Consider the following 24,257-nt stretch of genomic DNA (forward strand, 5'->3'; position numbering starts at 1 on the left):
AGCGTTTCTTTCGATCTTAGGGATGCCGTTGATTAGGCGTCAGCTTTGGGCGCGGGCGCTGCTTTTGGGGCAGGGGCCGGCTTTTTGGTCAGCGGGTCATCCTGACGCTGCACCGAGCCTTCGAAGTGCGCGCCGCTTTCGATGGCGATGGTCTTGTGGATGATGTCACCCTCAACACGCGCGGTCGATGTCAGGCGAACCTTGAGGCCACGTACCCGGCCCACGATACGGCCATTGACGACAACGTCATCAGCCATCACTTCGCCTTTGATCGTGGCGCTTTCGCCAACAGTCAGCAGATGCGCGCGGATGTCGCCTTCGACAGTGCCCTCAACCTGGATGTCTCCAGTGGTTTTGAGGTTGCCGGTGATGTGCAGGTCCGACGACAGAATCGATGCCGGCGGCTTGGCCTTTGGCGGTGTCGATGTCTTGAAATCGCTGGTTGGCTTAGGCGGCACAGCGGATGCGGTGGCATCGGTCGCAGGTTTGGCCGGATCAGCGGATTTCGGTGCGGGTTCGTTGATTTTGCTCTTAGAAAACATTTCTTCCAGCCTTGATAAATTTCATCGGGTTCAGGGGGCTTCCGTTTTTGCGGATCTCATAGTGCAAATGGGTGCCGGTTGATCGTCCAGAGTTGCCCATATCACCAATATGTTGGCCTTGCGAGACCCTTTGTCCAACCTTCACGCGGATTTTCGCCAAGTGGGCGTAGCGGGTCTCGATTCCGAACTCGTGTTTGATCTTGATCAGGCGTCCATACCCCGACAGCCAATCGGCGTGAATGACGACCCCGTCAGCCGTTGCCAGAATGGGTGTACCGTGTTTGCCAGCAAAGTCTGTGCCATTGTGCATCCGTCCCCAGCGTGTTCCAAATCCACTGGTATAGCGAAAGGCGCTTTTGATCGGGATGGCAAAGGGCGCGGTTTCAGCCGCGATGCGGTACATGTTTAATTCATCCATGCGATCCAACAGCCGGTTTGCGCGCACGGTCTCTTTGGTCAGTTCCCCGCCCTTGGTCGAAAACGCCAGGGGCATCAATGGCCCACCTTGTCCGCTATAGCCGCGGCGCACCTGCTCAAGCATTGAGTCGGTGTCCATGCCTGCGGCCTTGAACATGTTTTCAAGTGGTTCAACCGAGATGGTCATGGCGTCTTCGAGCTGGCGGAAAATCTGGTCGTTCTTTTCTTCCATCAACGCGAGCTCAAGCTGCATTTCGCGTGCGGCTTCCAAGGCCGCTTGCGCATCTTCTAGAACCTGGTCGCGTTCTGCGGTGGTTTCGGCCAGCACGGTCGACAGCGTATCCAGCATGTCGTTGCCCAGCGGTGATGATCCGGCAACTTGCTCGCCAGCACCTGCCGTAACCTCATTCAGAGACCGGGCTTCGGCCAAGGCCAGTTCACGTTCTTTCATCGTGCGGCGCAGGGTGGCCTGAATAACTTCGATCCCGGTTTCCAATTCGCGGCGACGCGCTTCTGATGCCAGCAACTCGGATTGCATCTCGGAAATCTGATCCAGTGCCGAGTTAAACCGTTCCTGTGCCGCCAGCGCTTCTTCAGTGCGGGCATCACGCTCAAAGGACAAGTCGTTCAGACGCTGTTCATATGTCAGCTGATCGCGTTTGGCCTGTTCGCGAAAATTGCCTGACCCAATCGAGTCCATCAGCAGGATCGCAGTGGCGACGATGGTCCATGCAACGATCAGCGATCCACCCAGAAAGGCGATCAGTTGCGTGGCCGGACGCAGGCGTATGAAACGCGTGTCATCTTCTGAGCGCAGAAACAAGCGCCGTTCCGGAAAGCGCCGCTCAAGCAGCGTGTGTATCTTGATTGCCAGACGTGAACGCACGTGACCCTAGTCCTTAGTCCCAACCCAAACTTCCAGACTTCTTCTGGTCCGGCCCGGATTTCTTAACGATTGCGACCGTTTGGAGCAAGCTGTTTGAGACCAAAAACGGAGCGTCATGGGCGCGCAGGGGTGTTTCGGCGAGGAATTGCCATTTTCGCCAAGGTTCGCCTAGCCTCTGGCCTTGGCTGGGGTTTCCTCAGCCAAGGGCCAGTAAAAGTCTGGCGGCAGGCCCGCTTCAGCGCGTTTTTCCTCGTTAAACGGCGGCTTTAATGCGGAATGGAAATAGCGGCGCACAAGGTCGTGGAACGTGTCTTTGGGGTCCATTTCGTGCCGCCCGCACAAGAAGTGGAACCATTTTGATCCATAGGCCACGTGGCCGACTTCTTCGGCATAGATGACCTCAAGCGCTGCGACGGTGTCGTCTTCCTTGGCCTTGCGAAAAATCTCGATCATACCCGGGGTCACGTCCAGCCCACGGGCTTCCAACACTATGGGCACCACCGCGAGGCGGCCCATAAAATCTTCCGCCGTATCTTCGGCGGCGCGCCACATGCCGGCATGCGCGGGCAAGGCGCCATAGTGGCTGTCCATCGCTTCAAGGCAATCGCATATCATATTGAAATGTTTTGATTCCTCGTCTGCGGCTTTGACCCAGTCATCATAGAACCCAATCGGCATCGGATGCTCAGTAAAGCGGGCGATAATGTCCCAATGCAGATCAACCGCATTTAGCTCGATATGCGCCACTGCATGTAGCAAAGCAATACGCCCCTGAGGGCTGCCGGGGCGGCGGCGTGGGACATCACGCGGGGACAACAACTCAGGCCGTTCGGGGCGGGCAGGCTGCACGGGCGGCGTAGCGACGCCGATCTCAAGCGGCGTCTCAGACTGGCGCGCAGCAAACCATGCGGCAGCGTATTTGTGGCTGAGCGCGGTTTTTTCGCGCCCGTCGGCGGTGGTCAAAACTTCCACCGCCATCTCTGCGAGCGTCATTGGTGTTTCCTGATGTATTGTCACAACGCTTGTGCTGCCTCCAGAACTTCGGCCACGTGGCCGTCTACTTTTACTTTACGCCAGATCCCGGCCATTTTGCCGTCACCGTCGATCAAAAACGTGGATCGCTCAATGCCCATAAAGACCTTGCCGTACATCTTTTTCTCTTTCCAGACACCAAAGTCTTCACAAGTCGTGCCGTGTTCGTCTGACAAAAGCGGCATGCCCAGTTCTTTCTTGGCGACAAACCGCTCATGCGACGCAAGGCTATCCTTGGAAATCCCAAAGACTTTTGTCCCGGACGCTGCGAACTGATCCAAGGCTTCGGTAAAGCCAATTGCCTCTTTGGTGCAACCGGCTGTGTTGTCGCGCGGGTAGAAAAACAGCACGACGTTTTGTCCTTTCAATGAGGACAGTGTGACCTCTGTGCTGTCCGAGGCTGGCAGGGTAAAGTCGGGGGCGGGGTCTGAGAGGTCAAACATCTTGAGATTCCTTTGCTTTGGCAGGCATAAAGTATTGCGACCCATCGGGGCGGCAAGCCCTATCTTGTCACCATGTGACACATAACCCAGACGAGGTTCCCCTGAGCGAACCGGACCAGCCCGAGCCAGAGACTTCTCCGGCACCGACCGACACCGAGAAGTCGCCCCGACCTAGATCGCGCGGGCGCAAGGTTGGCCTGTGGGTCATGGCCAGCCTGGTGATGCTGGTCGGCGTGTTGGTCTTGGGGCTGTTCCTTTCGACGGGACGCCCGATCACGGTGCCTTCGTGGATTTCCAATCGCGCAGAATTGCTGCTGGCAAGGCAGTTGCCGCATCTCGACATTACCTTGGGCAAACTTGGGGTCGTCATCGAAGAGGGGTTTCACCCGCGCATTCGGGCGCAGGACCTGCAATTGCGCGAGGAGAACAGCTCAAGCGTGATCCGTCTGGCTGATGTGAATGTCGCCCTGTCCTTCGATAGTCTGATCAGCGGCCAGATTGCGCCAACCAGCATTGAGATCGCGGAAGTGTTCCTGAGCGTGCGGCGGCTGGATGACGGCTCGTTCAACCTGACGCTCGGCGAAGGTGGCCAAGATGGATCGCGTGCAAATATGCAGGCAAGTCTTGCCAATATTGGCCAGGTGGTGGGCGGCATTCTCAATCGACCGGGCTTGGCTAAACTGCAAGAGGTGCGGATCACTGGCCTGAACATGCGCTATGAGGATGTGCGCGCAGGACAGGGGTGGACCATTGACGGCGGGCAGGCCCGGTTGACGCGCGACCGCGAAGATGTGTCCTTTCGCGCCAATCTTGTCGCCTTGGGAGCTCGGGCCTATGTCTCGGCCATTGAGGCCTCAATGGATTTGTCTCTTGAATCCAGCGGTGTGCATTTTGGGTTAACCTTTGAGGACATGCCCGCTCGCGAGATTGCAACACAGACGCCAGCTTTGGGCTGGCTTGAGATTTTGAATGCGCCGATTTCCGGTTCATTGCGGGCGTCGACCAACGAGGCAGGCGAGTTGGGGCCAACAGCGGTTGCTCTGCAAATTGGCCAAGGCGCGCTGCAACCGAACGATCAGGTTCTTCCGATCCCGTTTGAGGGTGCCAACACGTATCTGACCTACGATCCCAAGCACCAATTGTTAACCCTTGACCAATTCTCCGTGACTGCGGATCTGGTGTCGGCAACGGCACAGGGCAGGGTCATGTTGCGCCGACCCGATCTGGGCATCCCGCAAGAGCTATTGGGGCAGTTGGAGTTCACCAAGCTCGAGGTCAACCCGCGTGTCCTTGAGAACAGCCCGATTGCGCTGGACAGCGCGTTTGCCGATTTTCGGTTGCGGCTGGACCCGTTCGAACTCAGCCTTGGTCAGCTTGTTCTCAGCCAGCAGGGGCAGCGCCTTCGCCTCAGCGGCCATCTGAGACCGGATAATCGCTATTGGGACTATGCGATCGACGGCACTATGACCCAGCTAAAGCGGGATGCGGTTTTGGGAGTCTGGCCTGTTGAGGCCAAACCGGGATTGCGCAAAGTTATCGCCGAGCGCATCCACAACGTCGACATTCGCGATATCAATGTCGCGGTACGATCTCGGGGCTCGCAGCCACCAAACGTATTCGCCGATTTCCAATTCCATAATCTGGACATGACAGTTGTGCCGACCTTGCCGCCTGTCCAGTCCGCCCGCGGTGTCGCGACTTTTGTGGAAAACCAGTTCATGGTTGGGGCAGAAGCCGGCTATATGGAGGCGGATGTTGGTGGGAAACTCGACATCGCCGGCACCGGGTTCTTGATAAAAAACACGCGTGTCAAACAATCCCCTGCACGCGTGCAGCTTGCCGCAAAGGGGCCGATCACAGCAGCTTTGTCTATCCTGAACCGCCCGCCGCTCAAGGTGATGGACAAGGCCAGCCTGCCGGTTGATTTTGCCACGGGAACGGTCAAAGCGCTTGGCGAAATTGACCTGATCCTCAAGCCGAAACTACAACCGCATGAGATTGTCTTTGCCGGCAATCTTGAGGGCACCGACGTGCGCACGTCGCATTTCCTGCCGGGCAAAGAAATCGCGGCAGATCTGACCGGGTTTGTGGACAGCAATCATATCAGGATTGACGGGGTTGGCACGGTTGGTGCCTTGCCTGTTCAGGCGCGATGGGAGTCCCCGATCGGACCTGCGACAACCGGCCGGAGCGTTTTGACCGGAGAGGCTGAGATCAGCCGCCTTGCGGTGCAAGAGTTTGATGTTGGCTTGCCACTTGAAACCTTTTCTGAAAAGGCCCCGGCAACATTTCGCATTGATTTGGTTAAGGGAAAACCGCCGGCGCTGACGCTGCGGTCGGACGTGGTCGGCTTGGGGCTGGACTATGCGCCGCTTGGGTATCGCAAGGCCCCTGAAGCCGCCGGAGTGCTTGAGGTGGACATGACTTTGAGTTCACCGGTGTCAGTCGACCGGTTTCAATTTGAAGCCCCTGAAATGGCCGTGCTCGGGTCCGTCGCGTTACGGCCTGAAGGGGGGCTTGAGCGGGTCGAGTTTCAATCCTTCGAAGTCGGCAGCTGGCTGAGTGGCACAGGTGCCCTCGTCGGGCGGGGCGAGGGCCAGGTACCCGCGATGGTGATGTCCAGCGGCAGTTTTGACGTTCGCGGACTGCCAACTGGTGGGGGCGACGGGGGCAGTGATGCGGCACTGGGCCCAATCGATGCAGAGCTGCAAAGGGTCCAGATCACTGAAAGCTACTATCTGACGGACTTCCGAGGGCAGTTCGTCGATCAGAATGGTATTTCTGGCAGCTTCACGGGTCGTTTCAACGGAGGGGCAACGGTTCAGGGTGAAATGTCCCCAAATGCCTCCGGTTCAGAGTTCCTGATCACATCAGATCGCGGCGGAGATGTGATCAGCGAAATTGGGATTGCCAAAACAAGTGGCCCGGGGGCGATGACCTTAAGGTTGGCGCAAGATCCCGGTGCGGGCAATTTCCAGGGCCAATTGTCCATTCGAAACGTCAAAGTTCTGGATGCACCCGCATTTGCAGAAATGCTGAACACAGTCAGCGTGGTTGGACTGCTGGATCAGCTCAACGGTCCGGGTATTCCGCTGACGGAAATCGCGTCAGAATTTCGACTGACCCCCACAACACTGCACATCGACCAAGGCAGCGCCGTTGGTCCCGCTATGGGGATTTCGCTGGACGGAACCATGAATCTCAGTGACAGCCGTATGAACTTCCAAGGTGCGTTTTCGCCAGTCTACTTGCTGAACGCGGTTGGGCGGGTGATTTCCAAGAAAGGGGAAGGGTTGATTGCCTTTAATTACATGCTCACAGGGCCGCCGGATGACTATAGCATTTCGGTCAACCCGCTCTCGGCCTTGACGCCGGGCTTTTTAAGGGGAATTTTCCGCACACCTGACGGAACTGCGCCGAATCCGACGCCTTTGAATGTTGACGATGGCGATGGCGGCCAAGATAGCGATCTTCGATGAAACTCTCAGATTTTGACTTTGACCTCCCCGAGGCGCTGATTGCGACCCGGCCCGCCAACCCGCGCTCGTCCGCACGTCTGCTTGTGGCCGAAGGTGCGCGGATGACCGACAGCGTGGTGTCCGACCTGACCGATTGGCTGCATCCGGGCGACCGATTGGTGCTGAACGATACGCGCGTGATCCCGGCACGGCTGAGCGGGTATCGGTCGCGCACCGGTGCAGAGGGTACGACACGAGCGCGGATCGAAGTCACCCTGCTTGAGCCACGCGCCAGCGGCCAGTGGAGCGCTTTGGTCAAACCATTGAAAAAGGTACGCGACGGGGAAGAGATTGTGTTCTCGGACCGCCTTTCAGCACAGCTGGTTGCGCGCGAAGATGGTCAGGCGCTTTTGCAGTTTGATCTGGAGGGGGAAGATTTTGACGCGGCACTGGCCGAGGCTGGGGCCATGCCGCTCCCCCCTTACATTGCCGCCAAACGTGCAGCGGACGAGCAGGACAAAACCGACTACCAGACCGTCTGGGCCGAAAATTCGGGCGCCGTGGCCGCGCCAACAGCTTCGCTTCACTTTGACCAACCCTTGTTGGATCGGTTGTCAGAGATCGGCGTTCAGTTTTCTTATGTCACGCTGCATGTCGGGGCGGGAACCTTCTTGCCGGTCAAAGTGGATGACGTAACCCAGCACAAAATGCATTCCGAATGGGGGCAGGTGACGCCCGAAGCCGCGGCGGAGATCGCCAAAACCAAGGCAGATGGGGGGCGTATAATCCCGGTTGGCACAACCGCGTTGCGTCTGATCGAAAGTGCAGCGCGCATCGGAACGATTGCGCCGTGGCAAGGTGGCACGGACATCTTCATCTATCCCGGTTTTCAATTTAACGTCGCGGATGCGTTGATGACCAATTTCCACCTGCCCAAGTCCACACTGATGATGCTGGTGTCGGCTCTTATGGGGCAGGATCGGATCGCTGAAATCTATGCCCACGCAATCTCAAACCGCTACCGGTTCTTCTCATACGGCGATGCGTCTTTGCTGTTGCCATGATTGGTGGTTTTCGAGAAAACTTCTCTATCCCGCTGAATTATTGAACAAATAATTCCGAGACAGTCCGTGCGGGGGGCTTCAAACTGGCAAAAAAGGCGCTTTGCCATTTTGTTGCCACATTTGCGCCTTATTGCCTGAGGCAGCCAGAGGTTTCTCTGGCCATTGAGGTAACATTTCGTCGAGATAGACAGTCAAAAGACTGCAGGCGACGTGGGCGGGTTCATGAGTATCACCCTGTTTGGCGCTTTGCGCGGCAACACGAATTTGAACAATAACTCGGTGACGTATTCGTCGCCGGGCACGCAATTTCAGATCAGTGCGTATACCGAGATTACAATCACGGATGGGGCTGATCCGACGCAAATTGCCGGCGACAACTTTTCCAACGAAAACCCCAACGACACCAGCCAGACCTATAACGGCGAGGTTATCGCCTGGGACTAAACCATTCAGGTCAGCGACGGCACAAACACCTATAATATCGGCGTGTTTGACTATGATTTGAACGGGGATGGTGATTTTGATTGGCCGACTGCAGAGCAGGGATACTTCCTCGCCTTTTTGGACGGAGACATTCCGCCACTCAACACCACGCTTACCATTAATGGCATCGTTGAGAACGACAACTGGATACCGACAGACACTGTTGTGCCGTGTTTTGCCGGCGAGACATTGATTGACACCCCAGAGGGGCCGCGGTCGATTGACGACCTGAAGGTCGGTGATCTTGTTCTGACGATGGACAGTGGTGCGCAACCTATTCGCTGGATTGGTTGCCGCGATGTTCAGCAAAGTGAATTGGCGATCAATCCGAAGCTGCGACCGATTCAGGTCATGGCAGGGGCCTTGGGTCATGGTTTGCCCAAACGCGACTTGACCTTATCACCACAGCATCGGGTGTTAGTCCGGTCCCCCATCGCGCAGCGTATCTTCGGGGAACAGGAAACTCTGATTGCGGCCAAAAAGCTGACCGAAATTCCCGGTATCTTTGTCGATGAGCAGGCTCAGTCTGTCTCGTACTATCACATGCTCTTTGACAAACATGGGATCGTGTTTTCCGAAGGCGCCCCAACCGAGAGCCTGTTTGCCGGGCGCGAGGCGTTGAACGCCATAGGTGCTGAGGCCCGAGAAGAGGTGATGACCCTGTTCCCAGAGCTTTGCAGTCCTGAGTTCACGCCGGTTGCGGCCCGCCACATCCCGGAAAAAGGCAAACATGTCAGGGAATTGGTCGGGCGCCACATCAAGAACCAAAAACCACTTTTGGCGCATATTTGAACGCTGGCTCTTATGCGCGCGGCGCAACAAAGCGTAGGCGCCAACGACCGCTTTTCCACTTTGCACAGAACGAAAGACCGTTTTCTTGCCGCAAACGTGCTAGCCTCGTCGTAGACGGAGCATACAGCCGTCATCTGGCCATGTGATCTGGGCCTTCTAAGTGAAAGATTCGCGCAAGGAGTTGCGAGATGTTCCAGTTCTTGTCGGGCGCATGGGCGCTGTTGTTGGGAATGCTGTTGCTGACGCTTGGCAACGGTGTGCAATCGACCCTCTTGGGCATTCGTGGCGAAATCGAAGGGTTTTCGACCTTTGAGATGTCTTTGGTGATGTCGGGCTACTTTCTTGGGTTCCTCGGCGGCTCGCGAGTGACGCCTGAAATGATCCGGCGCGTTGGCCATGTCCGCGTGTTTGCCGCACTGGCATCATTCATCTCGGCGATGATCATCATCTTTCCGACCTTCGCCAACCCAACCGTCTGGTTCCTCTGCCGCGTCATGCTGGGGTTCTGTTTCTCGGGCGTGTATGTCACCGCAGAAAGCTGGCTGAACAACGCAGCCACCAACGAGACGCGCGGTCAGGCGCTGTCGCTCTATGTGATTGTCCAGATGATCGGCGTGATCACTGCGCAGGCCATCATGGTCACGGCAGACCCCTCGGGCTTTGTGCTGTTCGTGATTCCCTCGGTTCTGGTTTCGATCTCGTTTGCGCCCATTCTCCTCAGCATCTCGCCAACCCCTGCCTTCGAGGCAACCAAACCGATGAGCCTGCGAGAGCTGTTCCTTATCTCGCCGCTTGGAGTGGTGGGGATGTTCCTTTTGGGCGGTATCTTTTCCGCACAGTTCGGCATGTCGGCGGTTTATGCTGCCTCAATCGGCCTGTCGGTGACCGAGATTTCGATCTTTGTTGCGTCTTTCTATGTCGGCGGCATGCTCGTGCAATACCCGCTGGGGTGGCTCTCGGATCGCATGGACCGCCGTGTGCTGATCATGTTTGCCGGGTTGATTGGTGGTGCTGGCGCGATCATCGGCATGTTGTTGGGGTCAAGCTTTGCCATGCTCTTGATGGCCGCCGCCCTGATTGGGGGGTTCTCCAATCCGCTTTACTCACTGCTGATTGCGCACGCCAACGACTATCTTGAGCATGATGATATGGCCGCCGCCTCGGGCGGGATGGTCTTTATCAATGGGTTGGGCGCAATTGCCGGTCCGGTTCTGACAGGGTGGTTGATGGGGGTTTCCGGATCCTCCGGATACTTCCTGTTCCTAGCTATCCTGATGCTTGCGACAGCTGCCTATGCGGCGTTCCGCATGACGCGTCGCCCGGCCATCGCTGTTGAAGACACCAGCAGCTATGCTGCGGTTCTGCCTACATCTTCACCGTTCGCGGTCGAAGTTGCGCAAGAATTCGCCATTGAAACGGCTCTGGAAGAGGAAGAAGCGGAAAACGCTCAATAATATGTCGCACTTGTCGCAATTTGTTACTTAAAAAAACCATAGGTTCGTGTGTAACATTTTTATGTCACCGTGGTGGGTGACTCATACAAGGAGTTTGGGCATGGCAGGGCCCGAAGAAATCTTGAAGTTCTGGCTCGACGACGTCGGTCCGGAAGGTTGGTATCAAGTATCCGAAGAGTTGGATCAAAAGATCCGCGATCGTTTTCTGGATACCTGGAAAGAAGCGCAAGAGGGCAGTTTTGCGCAGTGGCTGACATACCCAAGCGGCGCGTTGGCTTACATCATCCTGACAGATCAGTTCCCGCGAAATATGTTCCGAGGAACGGCGCGGGCGTTTTGCTCGGATCGGATCGCTTTGGCAGCCGCCAAGGCCTCGATACATCAGAAATGGGATCTCAGGATCGACGAACCGGCACGCCAGTTCTTCTATCTCCCGTTGATGCATTCCGAGAATCTGTGTGATCAGGAGCGTTGCGTGCGCATGATGATGGAGAGGATGCCGGAAACCGGTGCCTCGAACATGCTTCATGCCAAGGCGCATCGCGAAGTGATCCGTCAGTTTGGTCGCTTCCCGTATCGCAATGATGCGTTGTCGCGGAACTATACCGGACCCGAGAAGGAATACATCGATCTCGGCGGGTATGGCTACACCGTGCAGGGATTGCAGCATAAATGTCAGGTCGCCGCCGCCTAAAGCGCGCGACCTAGGCTTCGGGTTTTTGACAGTTTCGCATGTCAATGATCGTGCTGGCAGCTTTGTCCGCGGCGGTTTCAATCGCGGCTTCCATCAGCCTGTCGGGTGTCTCGGCGATCTGTGCCAGCGAGCTGTTGAAACCCTCTAACTTGAGATCAAGTGCGCCAAGGCGCCTGTCGATCTCTGCGCGTCTTTGCCCCAATCCCACCTGAGAGCCCGTCGCAAGGGCCGCCACATCTGCCCGCAGCGCCGCAACCTCGGTCTGCAAATCACCAACGCCGGATGTGACGGGTTTCAAAACGTCCAGGTTCTCAGCGAAATTGCCCGCAACGCGTTCTGCGGTGTTCGAGATCTGCCAAATCAGAAACAACGCCAGGACAATCAGGATCAGCGTGGCGTTCACCATCGCCAACAACAAGTTCTTTACAGTTTTCATCCATCCGCTCCTTTGCCAGACATCCAGACGCATCATGGACCAAGGCAGGCTTCAGGAAAACATCAAGATTGTCTCTGGCTGGCTGTTTCGTTGAAGTGCCCCGGCTTCTGTTCTAGGCTCGCCTGAAAGAGACCAGGGAGAAACAGATGGCAGCCAAATCTTTCGACATGATCGTGATCGGTGCAGGCCCCGGAGGCTATGTGGCAGCCATTCGTGGCGCGCAGCTTGGGCTCAAGGTGGCGATTGTCGAACGCGAGCATCTGGGTGGCATCTGTCTGAATTGGGGCTGTATCCCGACCAAAGCGCTGCTGAGGTCGTCAGAGGTGTTCCATCTCATGGAGCGCGCCGGTGAGTTTGGCCTTAAGGCGGACAATATCGGCTATGACCTTGACGCGGTTGTAAAACGCTCGCGTGGTGTGGCCAAACAACTGTCTGGTGGCATTGGTCACCTGATGAAAAAGAACAAGATCACAGTGGTCATAGGTGAAGCGACGCTGCCCTCCAAGGGCAAGGTTTCAGTCAAAACCGAAAAGGGTACGGAAGAGCTGACAGCGAAAAACATCGTACTGGCCACAGGCGCACGGGCACGCGAGCTTCCAGGGCTTGAAGCGGATGGTGATCTGGTCTGGACGTACAAACATGCTCTCGACCCGGTGCGCATGCCCAAGAAGCTTTTGGTCATCGGATCGGGTGCTATTGGTATCGAGTTTGCCAGCTTTTACAACACCTTGGGTGCAGACACGACTGTGGTCGAGGTGATGGATCGGGTGCTGCCAGTTGAGGACGCTGAGATCAGCGCCTTTGCTAAGAAATCCTTTGTCAAACAAGGCATGACCATCATGGAAAAGGCGATGGTCAAACAGCTGGATCGCGGCAAAGGCAAAGTGACCGCGCATATTGAGGTCAAAGGAAAGGTCGAAAAACACGACTTTGACACGGTGATCTCTGCCGTCGGCATTGTCGGCAATGTCGAAGGGCTGGGGCTGGAAGGCTTGGGCGTCAAAGTCGACCGCACCCATGTGGTGACAGATGCTTACTGCCGTACGGGAGTGGATGGGCTCTATGCGATTGGAGACATCGCGGGGGCGCCGTGGCTGGCCCATAAGGCGTCACACGAGGGGGTAATGGTGGCCGAACTGATCGCAGGCGGGAAACCCCATGCAGTGAAGCCCGAAAGCATTGCGGGCTGCACTTACTGCCATCCACAGGTGGCCAGCGTCGGCTATTCCGAGGCCAAGGCCAAGGAACTGGGTTATGACATCAAAGTCGGTCGCTTCCCGTTCATCGGCAACGGCAAGGCCATCGCCTTAGGTGAGGCTGAGGGGCTGGTGAAAACCATCTTTGACGCCAAAACCGGGGAACTCTTGGGCGCCCATATGGTTGGTGCAGAAGTCACCGAAATGATCCAAGGCTACGTGGTGGGCCGTCAGCTGGAAACCACGGAAGAAGACCTGATGAATACGGTCTTCCCACACCCCACGCTAAGCGAGATGATGCACGAAAGCGTGCTCGACGCATATGGCCGCGTGATCCACATGTAAACGCTGCTCTTGCGCGGGTCGGTAATCAGTCAAAAGGGGGTCAGCCATGGCCAGTCTCAACCGGATTGTCATGTCGGCATCGAGCCGGGAAATGATCCGATCCTTGCGCCCTCACAAGTTGGATGTTGCTGAAATATCAGGAGGATGGGGTGCAAACTTCAACTTCAAGACTTACGAACAGTACCGCTATCCCCGTCATGATATCTGCGCCGGACCCTTCCGTGACAAAGACGACCGTGTTCGCAAGTTCGACCTGATCATGGCCAATCAGGTCTGGGAGCATTTGGACCGGCCCTATGCGGCCACCAAGAACATCCGCAAGATGCTGCGCAAGGGTGGGCACTTCTGGGTCGCAGTGCCGTTTTTCATCCCGTTCCACGCGGCACCAAATGACTGTTCCCGCTGGTCGGCTCGGGGTCTCAAAAACCTGATGATTGAATGCGGGTTTGATGAGCGTGACGTCTATTCCGAGCAATGGGGCAATCGACACGCCGCGCAGCGAAACCTCGAAGTGCCGTGGCCGCCGGAGTATGACAAAGCACAGGATCCGCTGGACAATGACCCCGAGATGCCCATCTGCGCATGGGCCTTGGCGCAAAAAAGCTGACGCCTGAGGCATCCTGCTGACAGTTTTCGTCAGCGGCGCTGCGCTTGTTCACACTTTGTTCACATTTTCTTCTTGGCCTTCTGCTCTAGCTTGCCTATTTCTAAGAGATGCGCCCACCACTGTTGGATGGCGCGCGGGTGCGGGGACGTTTATGGCCGAGTTGAAGAATATCGAAGTGCGCGGCGCGCGCGAACACAACCTCAAAAGCATCGATGTGGATATCCCGCGCGATCAGCTGGTTGTGATTACCGGCCTCAGCGGCTCGGGCAAGTCCTCACTGGCGTTTGACACGATCTATGCAGAGGGCCAGCGGCGCTATGTCGAAAGCCTGTCGGCCTATGCGCGCCAGTTTCTCGACATGATGGAAAAACCCGACGTGGATCATATCAGCGGGCTGTCTCCGGCGATTTCGATCGAGCAAAAGACCACATCGAAGAACCCGCGCTCGACCGTCGGCACAGTGACCGAGATTTATGACTATATGCGGTTGTTGTTTGCCCGTGTTGGCACGCCCTACAGCCCGGCCACCGGGTTGCCCATCGAGGCGCAACAGGTGCAGGACATGGTGGACCGGATCATGACCTTGGAAGAGGGCACGCGTGGCTATCTTCTTGCCCCGATCGTGCGCGATCGAAAGGGGGAATATCGCAAAGAATTCCTGGAGTTACGCAAGCAGGGCTTTCAGCGCGTCAAGGTGGATGGCGTATTTTTTGAGCTCGATGAACCGCCCACGCTGGACAAGAAGTTTCGCCACGACATTGACGTCGTGGTGGACCGGATCGTTGTGCGCGAAGGGCTGGAAACCCGGTTGGCCGACAGTCTGCGCACCGCCTTGGATCTGGCGGATGGCATTGCCGTTCTGGAGACCGCGCCGAAAGATGATGATCCTGAACGCATCACCTTTTCCGAGAATTTTGCCTGTCCGGTCAGCGGTTTTACCATTCCCGAGATCGAACCGCGCCTGTTCTCGTTCAACGCCCCCTTTGGGGCCTGTCCGGATTGCGACGGTTTGGGGATGGAGCTGTTCTTTGACGAACGCCTCGTCGTGCCGGATCAAACGCTGAAGGTTTACGACGGCGCTTTGGCGCCGTGGCGCAAAGGCAAGTCACCCTATTTCCTGCAAACCATTGAAGCCATTGCGAAACACTTTCAGTTTGACCGCAACACACCGTGGAAAAAACTGCCGAAAAAGGTGCAGCAGGTGTTCTTGTATGGCTCGGGTGAAGAAGAGATTGAGTTCCGCTATGACGAGGGTGGGCGCGTCTATCAGGTGACACGTGTGTTCGAGGGCGTGATCCCCAACATGGAGCGGCGCTATCGCGAGACGGATTCGAACTGGATTCGCGAAGAGTTTGAACGCTATCAGAACAATCGTCCTTGCGGCACCTGCCGGGGTCACCGCCTGCGCGAAGAGGCGCTGGCGGTCAAGATTGCCAAGCTGCATGTGGGTCATGTGGTGCAGATGTCGATCCGCGAGGCCTTGGCCTGGATCGAGGATGTTCCCAACCATCTGACTCCCCAGAAACAAGAGATTGCGCGCGCCATCGTCAAAGAGATTCGCGAGCGCCTTGGGTTCCTGAATAACGTGGGATTAAAATATCTTACGCTGTCACGTTCAAGTGGAACCCTGTCGGGTGGCGAGAGCCAGCGTATCCGTTTGGCCAGCCAGATCGGTTCAGGTCTGACCGGGGTTCTCTATGTCTTGGATGAACCTTCAATCGGCTTGCATCAACGCGACAACGACCGGCTTTTGGGGACGCTCAAGAACCTGCGTGATCAGGGCAATACAGTGATTGTCGTTGAACATGACGAAGAAGCGATCCGCGAGGCGGATTATGTCTTTGACATCGGTCCCGGCGCCGGGGTTCACGGTGGGCAGGTGGTGTCCCAAGGATTACCGGAAGAGATCGCCGCAGATGCTGCGTCACTGACCGGCCAATACCTGTCTGGCCAGCGCGAGATTGCGATTCCTTTGGATCGGCGCGAGGGCAACGGCAAATCGGTGAGCGTGGTCAAAGCGACCGGCAACAACCTGCAGAACGTGACCGCGGATTTCCCTCTGGGTAAATTTGTCTGCGTCACCGGCGTATCGGGCGGGGGCAAATCGACCCTCACGATTGAGACCCTGTTCAAGACTGCTTCAATGCGTTTGAACGGCGCACGCCAGACACCGGCGCCTTGCGAAACCATCAAGGGGCTCGAGCATCTGGACAAGGTGATCGACATCGACCAACGCCCCATCGGGCGTACGCCGAGATCCAACCCCGCAACCTATACCGGTGCCTTTACGCCCATCCGCGATTGGTTTGCTGGGTTGCCCGAGGCCAAGACGCGCGGCTACAAGCCGGGCCGCTTCAGCTTCAACGTTAAGGGTGGGCGTTGCGAGGCCTGTTCCGGCGATGGTTTGATCAAGATCGAGATGCACTTCCTGCCGGATGTCTATGTCACCTGCGAAACCTGTCAGGGCGCACGTTACAACCGCGAAACTTTGGAAATTAAGTTTAAAGGCAAGAGCATAGCCGACGTTTTGGATATGACCGTCGAGGACGCACAAGAGTTTTTCAAGGCTGTGCCCAGCATCCGGGACAAGATGGATGCGCTGGCTCGCGTGGGCCTTGGCTATATCAAGGTTGGCCAACAAGCGACCACGCTCTCTGGCGGTGAAGCACAGCGGGTGAAACTGTCAAAAGAGCTGGCCAAACGGTCTACGGGACGCACGCTCTACATTCTTGATGAACCCACGACGGGTCTACATTTCGAAGACGTGCGAAAGCTCTTAGAGGTGCTGCATGAACTGGTTGATCAGGGCAACACAGTGATCGTGATCGAACATAACCTCGACGTAGTGAAGACCGCCGACTGGATCATTGATATTGGCCCCGAAGGTGGGGACGGCGGCGGTGAGATCGTCGCGGTCGGCACACCCGAGGATGTGGCCAAGGCCAAGCGCAGTCATACCGGTCACTACCTCAAAGACATGTTGAACGCGCGTAAGGTCGCCGCTGAGTAAGGGCTTTCGGGGATAGAAACCCCCGAGAGCCTCATTCAGTCTTGTCAGTCCTTTGGCATCGGGCAGGTGCGGATGCCAAAGATTGAGTAGATTGGACAGGATGACATCAGGCCGGTGGCCAATGGGATAACCCCAATCCACATCCAGGCGCCATAGCCCATAACAGCACCAAGGATCAGCAAGATACCCAGGGCGAGGCGGGCAATACGGTCTACGCTTCCGACATTCTTCGACAGCATGGTTTTTCCTTTCGTTGCAATGAATTGCCTGCTGTCTAGTAGGATTCCTTTGGGCTGTCTGTGACCGCGGTCACACAGCGCCGCGTTCTGCCAGAGCTGCCGCTCGCAAACGCTCGCGATCCAGGATCATTACCGTGCCGCGCCCGGTCTCGACGATGCCGCGTTTGGCCCAGGTTTCAAGCCGACGCGACACAACCTCGCGTGCGGTGCCAAGCTGGGCGGCCAGTTCAGCTTGTGTGATGTGAATGGGTGCAGCGGGCTGCGTCTCCAGTTTCAACAAGCGCTCAGCCAGCCGGGCTTCGACGGTCTGAAACGCCAATTTCTCCAGCATTTCCATCATCAACTGCATGCGCCCGGCAAAGGCGTTGAACACCACCGCACGAAAGGCGTCGGATGTTGCCATCAAATCAGAAAACAGTGCGCGAGGCAGCAACACGAGCCGCGTGTCCTCGGTCGTTTCGGCTTGTGCACTATAATCGGTGTCTCCCCCCATCAACCCCAACGTGGACTGGATGCAGGATTGCCCCGGCACGACGGAATAGATCAGTATCTCGCGCCCCGAGGCGGTTGCCAGAGTTACGTCCACCCGGCCAGCCAGCACAATGGCATAGCCCTGAACCGGATCTCCCGGCTGGAAAAGCCGGGCGCCTTTGGGAAGCTTCATCGGAGTCAGTTGCGAGAGCCGCACCTTGTCCGGTACGGGCAGGGCGGCAAGGGCAGTGTCCTCACCAACCCATTCCATCAGTCGCGCCCGCGTTTTTCGAACCGTGGCAGCATCGCTGAGAAATCCATGCCAGCGCCGTCTTCATTCTCGACAAATTGCGCATAAAGATCGCGCGCCTTTTGCCCCATGGGCGTGTCAGCATCCACGGCCTCGGCCGCCTGTTGCGACAGACGCAGGTCTTTCAACATCAGGTCGGCGGCAAAGCCCGGCTGATAGTTGTTGTCCGCGGGGGATTGCGGGCCAACGCCGGGGGCCGGGCAATAGGCGTTCATCGTCCAGCTATAGCCGGATGAGGTTGAGACCACGTCGAACATCTTATCGCGCGAAAGCCCCAATTTGTCAGCCAAAGCAAAGGCTTCGCAGGTTGCAATCATGGTGGCGCCAAGGATCATATTGTTGCAGATCTTGGCCGCCTGACCGGCACCGGCCTCGCCACAATGCACCGCCTTTTGGCCCATGATGTCAAACAGCGGATCGGCCTTGGCAAAGGCGTCTGTGCTGCCGCCTGCCATGAAGGTCAACGTGCCGCCAGCTGCGCCGCCTATGCCGCCGGACACCGGAGCATCGACGGACAGCAGACCCGCTGCCGCGGCCTGATCTGCCACGGCACGCGCGCTTTCCACATCCACGGTTGAACAGTCGACCAGTGCGGCACCTGCCGTCATCGCCGGAATGATGTCCGCCGCAACCGCGCGCAAAATGGCGCCATTGGGCAGCATGGTGATGACCACGTCGGCGCCCTTGGCCGCCTCGGCACCTGAAGGCGCCATCGCGACGCCATCAATGGCCACATCTGCCATGTCAAAGCCAGTGACCTCATGGCCTGCTTTGGCCAGGTTCGCCGCCATCGGGCCACCCATGTTGCCCAGTCCGATGAATCCGATTTTCATGGCTTACCCTCCCTTTTCGAATGTCAGTGCCGCATCACCAAGAGGCATGAGCATCTGGCTGACCGCCACGGCGGGCAGGGCGCTCAGATCATGTTTCCATTGGGGATTTCGGTCTTTGTCGATGATTTGTGCGCGAATGCCTTCGAGGAAATCGCCGTGTTCCATCGCGCGATAGGTAAAGCGGTATTCCTGTCCAAGTGCTTCGCGGAAGTTGTCGCGGGCGCGCACGCGGTGGATGATCTCAACTGCGCAGCCCATGGCCAACGGCGAGTTGCGCGACAGTTTCTTCAACGTGTCACGGGCAAAGTCGCTGTCGGTGGTGTTCAGCAAGGTCACAATGTCCACCAAAGCTTCGCCTGCGAAACAGGCGTCGATCTCAGAGGCTTGTGCGGTGATCGGGCCGGGGTCAATGTGATGTGCGGCGTTGTCGATCATGGTCCAGTCGCCGGTCTCTTCCAGCAGCCGGATCAGGGCGGGCCATTTGGCCTCGGGGAGGTAATAGTCGGCAAAGCCCGCGTGAATCGCATCTCCCGCGTTCAGGCGGGCTGCTGTCAGGCCCAGATACTCGCCAAGACGCCCCGGCGCGTGGGCCAGAATGTAAGAGCCGCCGACATCCGGAACGAGACCAATGCCACATTCCGGCATGGCGATCTGGCTGGTGTCTCCAACAATGCGGTGGCTGCCGTGACAGCCCACACCAACGCCGCCACCCATCGTAAAGCCCTGCATGAAGGCCGCGACTGGCTTGGGAAATTCGAACATTTTGGCATTCATTCGGTACTCATCAGCCCAGAATGTTTGTCCAAATGCGAAATTTTCGTTGATTCCTGTCTCGTAGATCTCGGCAATGTCGCCGCCCGCACAAAAAGCTTTGTCGCCTTCGGCATCAATGACGATCATCTTGACATCGTCGTCGCTTGCCCAGGCGTCCAACGCGTCTTCTATGGCGGTGCACATGTCATAAGACATCGCATTCAGCGCCTTGGGGCGGGTAAAGGTGATGCGGCCGGTTTTGCCCGCCTTGCGGATGGAAATGTCGCTCATGTCTTGCATTTGTCCTTACGCCGCATCCGCGATCATCTGGCGCGAGATGATGAGGCGCATGATCTCGTTGGTGCCTTCTAGGATTTGGTGCACGCGCAGGTCGCGCACGATCTTTTCGATGCCATAGTCCGCAAGGTAGCCGTAACCGCCGTGCAGTTGCAGGCAGCCGTTGGCCACGTCAAACGCAGCGTCGGTGACCATCAATTTGGCCATGGCACAGAATTTGCTGGCATCATGCGCGCCATTGTCCAGCTTCCACGCGGCCTGACGCAGGAAAGTGCGGGCAGCTTGCAAGCGGGTTTCATACTCGGCGAGGCGGAACTGTAAGGCTTGGAATTGATTGATGGATTTCCCGAATGCCTTGCGTTCGGACATGTATTGCATCGTCAGGTCCAGCGCGTTTTGGGCGCCACCAAGAGCCGATGCGGCAATGTTCAGGCGCCCGCCATCCAGCCCGGCCATGGCATAGGTGAACCCTTTGCCTTCTACACCCAAAAGGTTCTCATGCGGGACAACGCAATCGTCGAACTGTACTTGCGATGTGGGTTGCGCCTGCCAGCCCATTTTCCTCTCGTTAGCACCAAAGCTAAGGCCAGCCATGCCGTCTTCAACGATCATGGTCGAGATACCCTTTGGGCCATCTTCACCGGTGCGGCACATTGTGACGTAGACGTCGGAATAGTTGCCGCCCGAGATGAACGCTTTAGTTCCGTTCATGTTGTAGCCTTCGTTGGTCTTGTCCGCACGCGTGCGCAGCGCGGCGGCGTCTGACCCGGACCCGGGTTCGGTCAGGCAGTAAGAGAACACTTTGTCCATGGTGCAAAGATCTGGCAGCCATTTCGCCTTGTTTTCCTCGGTGCCAAACTTGTCGATCATGCCGCCGCACATGTTGTGGATCGACAGGAAGGACCCCACGGCGGGACAGGACATGGCCAGTGCTTCGAACACCAGCGTCGCGTCAAGGCGCGAGAGGCCCGAGCCACCGTATTCCTCGCTCACGTAGAGACCGCCAAAGCCCAGTTCTGCCAGTTGCGGCCAGAGTTCCTTGGGGATGGAGCCTTCGGCTTCCCATTTTTGCGCGTTCGGCGCGATATGCTCTTCACCAAAGCTGCGGGCCATGTCGAAGATCAGTGTCTGTTCTTCGGAAAGTGCAAAATCCATCAGGTCTCTCCCAAAACGCGAAATTGAACGGTCGTTAAATTATACAAATCTTGCACCAATGTGTCAGCGCCCATTTTTGCAAAATGGCTTGGCAAAATTACAGGTCGGTGTGGAACTCGTCCGTCAAGTGGCGCACAACTGCGCGCAGGGCGTCGTGGTGGTCATAATCGGCCTGAATTGCGTCCGCATAGACCGCGCGCTGGCGGTCCGAGGAATTACCGTCTCGCAGGATATTCATCGCGTTTTCAATCTCTTGCGTCGACTCCAACGCCTCACCATCTTCGCGAACCAACTCAATCATCTCATTTGTGAGATCCGCAAAGGGCACAATTTCGCGCAGGCCCCAATCGATCAAACCTTCGGACATGCCATAGCGTTGCGCGCGCCAGCGGTTTTCTTCGATCAGGAAGCGATCATAAAGTCGCCAGCGCTGATTGTGAGTCGACAACCGCCACAACATGCGGGTCAGGCCTTGGATCAGGGCGGCAAGGGTCAGCGTGTGTTCCAGCCGGGGCATGACGTCACAAATGCGGGTTTCCAGCGTCGGGAACCGGGATGAGGGACGCAGATCCCACCATACTTTTGAACTGTCCTCGATGACACCGACATCGGTCATGGCCTGCACTGAGCGTTCAAAGGTGCTCCACGAATCCATATTTGGGGGCAGGCCGGTCCGCGGCAGGTTGTCAAACACCGTAAGGCGGTAACAGCTGAGGCCCGTGTCCTCGCCCTGCCAATACGGCGAGGAGCAGCTAAGTGCCAGAAGATGCGGCAGAAAATAGCGCAACTGCCCCATCAGATCGATGCGGCGGTCAGGTTCATCGACGCCCACATGCACATGCATGCCGCAGATCAACATGCGTCGGACCACGCCAGCGAGATCATCACGCAGGGCGTTATAGCGGTCCTTGTCGGTATGGTGCTGGTCCCGCCAGTCCGAGAACGGATGGCACGAGGCCGCAATGGGCGCGAGATTGTAGTCCCCGGCGACACGCGCCACGGTCGCGCGCAAGCGTTTCAGATCTTCGCGTGCTTCACCGACATTCCGGCACACCTTGGTGCCGATCTCAATCTGACAGTTCAAAAACTCGGGGCTCACCTGATCCTGCAGTTCGGCCATGCAGCGATCCATCAGCGCCTCGGGCGCGGGGGCCAGATCAAAGCTGTCCTTGTCGACCAAGAGATACTCTTCTTCGACGCCGATCGTGAAATCCGGTTCTTTGACCATGGCATTCCCCCTAAGTGACTGCGAGTTCAGCAAATCCTGGGCAAACTGGCAAGGGGAACCGCAAGAATGCGCCTTTTGCCGCGTTAGGCAGCCGTAGCCAGCAACGCCTCGATCGAATCTTCGCGAAGACCCAAGATAGACAAGGCAGCGGCTTCGTCCTCAATCACGCGCGGGACGACAGAGGGGAAGGGCTCCCACGAGCGCAAGATCATATGCGCCATATTCGAAGTCTTGGACGCATTGGTGAGATAGACGATCAGGGTCTCGGCCGGCCCGGCCATGAAGACATCTGCTTTTTTGGCCTGCATTTCCATCAGCTTGGGAAAGTCGAACTTCACCTCTTGAACCGCGGTCAGGTCAACAAGTTGCTTCAGGCCGGGGCGGCAATCGGGGTGCTGGGCAAACTCGGCAAAGGCGGCCAGCGTCTCGTCAAGCGTCGCGACGCCTTCGTAGCGCACATAAGTCAGCCCATGGGATTTGAGGATACGAAATGAAACCGGCATGGGCACCTGACTGGCTAGATAGAAAAAGGGGCGCCCGAAGCCGCCCCTTTGACAAAATCAGAATTTGACCAGTGGATCAATCCATAGGTTTAAAGTTGAACTCGCCACCTTCTTTGATGCCCGAAGGCCAGCGCGATGTGATGGTCTTGGTGCGCGTGTAGAATTTGAACGCGTCGGGGCCGTGTTGGTTGAGATCGCCAAAGGCAGATTTTTTCCAGCCACCAAAGGTGTGATAGGCCAACGGAACCGGGATTGGCACGTTCACGCCGACCATGCCGACGTTGATCCGGTTGGCGAAATCGCGGGCTGCATCACCATCGCGGGTAAAGATCGCGGTGCCATTGCCGTATTCGTGATCCATCGCGTAACCCAGCGCCTCTTCGTAAGACTGTGCGCGGACCATCGACAGGACCGGGCCAAAGATCTCGGTTTTGTAGATGTCCATGTCGGTGGTCACGTTGTCAAAAAGATGCGCGCCGACAAAGAAGCCGTCCTCATAGCCTTGCAGGTTGAAGTCGCGGCCATCAACCACAAGATCTGCACCCTGTTCCACACCGGTTGCGACAAGGCGCAGGATGTTTTCTTTGGCTGCGGCCGTTACGACGGGGCCGTAATCCACATCATCGCCCGAAGTATAGGGGCCAACTTTCAGCTTCTCGATGCGCGGGATCAGCTTGTCACGCAGGCGGTCTGCGGTTTCTTCGCCAACCGGCACGGCAACCGAGATCGCCATGCAGCGTTCGCCGGCAGCGCCATAGCCCGCGCCAACAAGAGCGTCTGCGGCCTGATCCATGTCCGCATCGGGCATGATGATCATGTGGTTTTTCGCGCCGCCAAAACACTGAACGCGCTTACCTTGGGCGCAACCGGTGCCATAGATGTATTCGGCAATCGGGGTTGAGCCGACGAAACCAACAGATTGGATGATCGGATCGTATAGGATTGCGTCGACGGCTTCTTTGTCGCCGTTTACGACCTGCAGGATGCCTTTGGGCAGGCCTGCTTCTTCCAAGAGCTCGGCCAGCATCAGAGGGACGGACGGGTCACGCTCGGATGGTTTCAGGATAAAGGCGTTGCCACAGGCGATGGCGGGCGCGAACATCCACATCGGGATCATGGCTGGGAAGTTGAATGGCGTGATGCCAGCGGTCACACCCAAAGCCTGACGCATTGAGTAGATATCAATGCCGGGGCCAGCGCTGTCAGTGTATTCGCCCTTCAGCATTTGCGGCGCGCCGATGCAGTATTCCACCACTTCCAGCCCACGCTGAATGTCGCCCTTGGCGTCTGGGAAGGTCTTGCCGTGCTCGCGGCTGAGCGCCTCGGCCAGCTTGTCCATGTCGCGGTTCAGCAGGTCTACGAATTTCATCAGGACGCGGGCGCGACGCTGAGGGTTGACCGAGGCCCAAGCGGGTTGCGCAGCGGCTGCCACGGCCACGGCGTGGTCCATCTCTTCCTTGCTGGCCAGCGGGCATTTTGCCTGAACTTCGCCGGTGGCGGGATTGTAAACGTCAGAAAAACGGCCCGATGTCCCTTTGACATGTTCGCCGTTGATGTAGTGGGTCAGTTCTTGCATTGAAGAGTCCTCCAGATTTCGGGCGTAGAATAG

General features: G+C 57.3%; 22 protein-coding genes. 9 read left to right on the forward strand and 13 right to left on the reverse strand.

The window, feature by feature from the left end; all coding sequences use genetic code 11:
• Window positions 1-32: 32 nt before the first annotated feature.
• The 4 genes from Q0932_RS12095 to Q0932_RS12110 all read right to left on the reverse strand — a co-directional run bounded on the left by Q0932_RS12095 (window position 33) and on the right by Q0932_RS12110 (window position 3,320).
• Window positions 33-542 (reverse strand): polymer-forming cytoskeletal protein, encoded by a 510-nt coding sequence (locus Q0932_RS12095; protein WP_299353072.1) that lies wholly within the window; start codon window positions 540-542, stop codon window positions 33-35.
• Entirely contained in the window at window positions 532-1,845 is a 1,314-nt protein-coding gene (locus Q0932_RS12100; RefSeq protein WP_299353076.1) for a M23 family metallopeptidase, read from the reverse strand. The genes Q0932_RS12095 and Q0932_RS12100 overlap by 11 nt, the downstream gene beginning before the upstream one ends.
• Before the next feature lie 168 nt (window positions 1,846-2,013).
• A complete protein-coding gene (locus Q0932_RS12105; RefSeq protein WP_299353079.1) occupies window positions 2,014-2,838 on the reverse strand; it encodes a ferritin-like domain-containing protein in 825 nt (274 codons plus the stop codon).
• Between the two features lie 20 nt (window positions 2,839-2,858).
• Window positions 2,859-3,320 (reverse strand): peroxiredoxin, encoded by a 462-nt coding sequence (locus Q0932_RS12110; protein WP_299353081.1) that lies wholly within the window; start codon window positions 3,318-3,320, stop codon window positions 2,859-2,861.
• Window positions 3,321-3,394: 74 nt separating this feature from the next.
• Here Q0932_RS12110 and Q0932_RS12115 point away from each other — a divergent pair, with 74 nt between their 5' ends.
• The 6 genes from Q0932_RS12115 to Q0932_RS12140 all read left to right on the forward strand — a co-directional run bounded on the left by Q0932_RS12115 (window position 3,395) and on the right by Q0932_RS12140 (window position 11,265).
• Window positions 3,395-6,799, forward strand: coding sequence for an AsmA-like C-terminal region-containing protein (locus tag Q0932_RS12115; protein ID WP_299353084.1), 3,405 nt, complete (start codon window positions 3,395-3,397; stop codon window positions 6,797-6,799).
• Window positions 6,796-7,842 (forward strand): tRNA preQ1(34) S-adenosylmethionine ribosyltransferase-isomerase QueA, encoded by a 1,047-nt coding sequence (gene queA / locus Q0932_RS12120; RefSeq protein ID WP_299353087.1) that lies wholly within the window; start codon window positions 6,796-6,798, stop codon window positions 7,840-7,842. Before Q0932_RS12115 ends, queA begins: the two co-directional genes overlap by 4 nt.
• A gap of 222 nt (window positions 7,843-8,064) precedes the next feature.
• Window positions 8,065-8,286, forward strand: a complete 222-nt coding sequence (locus Q0932_RS12125) for a hypothetical protein (protein WP_299353090.1) — start codon at window positions 8,065-8,067, stop codon at window positions 8,284-8,286.
• A gap of 42 nt (window positions 8,287-8,328) precedes the next feature.
• A complete protein-coding gene (locus Q0932_RS12130) occupies window positions 8,329-9,117 on the forward strand; it encodes a Hint domain-containing protein (protein ID WP_299353093.1) in 789 nt (262 codons plus the stop codon).
• Between the two features lie 188 nt (window positions 9,118-9,305).
• Window positions 9,306-10,571 (forward strand): MFS transporter, encoded by a 1,266-nt coding sequence (locus tag Q0932_RS12135; protein ID WP_299353096.1) that lies wholly within the window; start codon window positions 9,306-9,308, stop codon window positions 10,569-10,571.
• 100 nt (window positions 10,572-10,671) lie between these two features.
• A complete protein-coding gene (locus tag Q0932_RS12140; protein WP_299353099.1) occupies window positions 10,672-11,265 on the forward strand; it encodes a DUF924 family protein in 594 nt (197 codons plus the stop codon).
• A gap of 10 nt (window positions 11,266-11,275) precedes the next feature.
• On the opposite strand, the gene Q0932_RS12145 is transcribed toward Q0932_RS12140, so the two are convergent.
• Window positions 11,276-11,701 carry a hypothetical protein gene (locus Q0932_RS12145; protein WP_299353102.1) on the reverse strand — a complete coding sequence of 142 codons (426 nt, stop codon included), beginning with the start codon at window positions 11,699-11,701 and terminating at the stop codon, window positions 11,276-11,278.
• Between the two features lie 146 nt (window positions 11,702-11,847).
• Here Q0932_RS12145 and lpdA point away from each other — a divergent pair, with 146 nt between their 5' ends.
• From lpdA to uvrA, 3 genes are all read left to right on the forward strand, one after another.
• Complete coding sequence (gene lpdA, locus Q0932_RS12150; protein WP_299353105.1) at window positions 11,848-13,242, forward strand: dihydrolipoyl dehydrogenase; 1,395 nt, start codon at window positions 11,848-11,850, stop codon at window positions 13,240-13,242.
• A gap of 46 nt (window positions 13,243-13,288) precedes the next feature.
• Complete coding sequence (locus Q0932_RS12155) at window positions 13,289-13,849, forward strand: methyltransferase domain-containing protein (RefSeq protein ID WP_299353108.1); 561 nt, start codon at window positions 13,289-13,291, stop codon at window positions 13,847-13,849.
• A 151-nt stretch (window positions 13,850-14,000) separates the two neighbouring features.
• On the forward strand, window positions 14,001-16,859 hold the full coding sequence (gene uvrA, locus Q0932_RS12160) for an excinuclease ABC subunit UvrA (protein WP_299353111.1): 2,859 nt from the start codon (window positions 14,001-14,003) through the stop codon (window positions 16,857-16,859).
• 44 nt (window positions 16,860-16,903) lie between these two features.
• Here the strand turns inward: uvrA and Q0932_RS12165 are convergent, their stop codons facing one another.
• The 8 genes from Q0932_RS12165 to Q0932_RS12200 form a co-directional block, all read right to left on the reverse strand.
• Window positions 16,904-17,098 (reverse strand): DUF2892 domain-containing protein, encoded by a 195-nt coding sequence (locus Q0932_RS12165; RefSeq protein WP_299353114.1) that lies wholly within the window; start codon window positions 17,096-17,098, stop codon window positions 16,904-16,906.
• 70 nt (window positions 17,099-17,168) lie between these two features.
• Window positions 17,169-17,840 (reverse strand): Crp/Fnr family transcriptional regulator, encoded by a 672-nt coding sequence (locus tag Q0932_RS12170; protein ID WP_299353117.1) that lies wholly within the window; start codon window positions 17,838-17,840, stop codon window positions 17,169-17,171.
• On the reverse strand, window positions 17,840-18,712 hold the full coding sequence (mmsB, locus tag Q0932_RS12175) for a 3-hydroxyisobutyrate dehydrogenase (RefSeq protein ID WP_299353120.1): 873 nt from the start codon (window positions 18,710-18,712) through the stop codon (window positions 17,840-17,842). The genes Q0932_RS12170 and mmsB overlap by 1 nt, the downstream gene beginning before the upstream one ends.
• A 3-nt stretch (window positions 18,713-18,715) precedes the next feature.
• Complete coding sequence (locus Q0932_RS12180) at window positions 18,716-19,756, reverse strand: enoyl-CoA hydratase/isomerase family protein (RefSeq protein ID WP_299353123.1); 1,041 nt, start codon at window positions 19,754-19,756, stop codon at window positions 18,716-18,718.
• A gap of 15 nt (window positions 19,757-19,771) precedes the next feature.
• Window positions 19,772-20,917 carry an acyl-CoA dehydrogenase family protein gene (locus Q0932_RS12185; RefSeq protein ID WP_299353126.1) on the reverse strand — a complete coding sequence of 382 codons (1,146 nt, stop codon included), beginning with the start codon at window positions 20,915-20,917 and terminating at the stop codon, window positions 19,772-19,774.
• Between the two features lie 97 nt (window positions 20,918-21,014).
• Complete coding sequence (locus tag Q0932_RS12190; RefSeq protein ID WP_299353129.1) at window positions 21,015-22,145, reverse strand: carboxylate-amine ligase; 1,131 nt, start codon at window positions 22,143-22,145, stop codon at window positions 21,015-21,017.
• Window positions 22,146-22,228: 83 nt separating this feature from the next.
• On the reverse strand, window positions 22,229-22,648 hold the full coding sequence (locus Q0932_RS12195) for a hypothetical protein (RefSeq protein WP_299353132.1): 420 nt from the start codon (window positions 22,646-22,648) through the stop codon (window positions 22,229-22,231).
• Window positions 22,649-22,724: 76 nt separating this feature from the next.
• Window positions 22,725-24,224: a CoA-acylating methylmalonate-semialdehyde dehydrogenase gene (locus tag Q0932_RS12200; protein ID WP_299353135.1), complete on the reverse strand. Its 1,500-nt coding sequence runs from the start codon at window positions 24,222-24,224 to the stop codon at window positions 22,725-22,727.
• Window positions 24,225-24,257: the final 33 nt, after the last annotated feature.

The organism is uncultured Shimia sp. (assembly GCF_947498095.1).
In the GTDB taxonomy this organism is placed as follows: Bacteria; Pseudomonadota; Alphaproteobacteria; order Rhodobacterales; family Rhodobacteraceae; genus Shimia.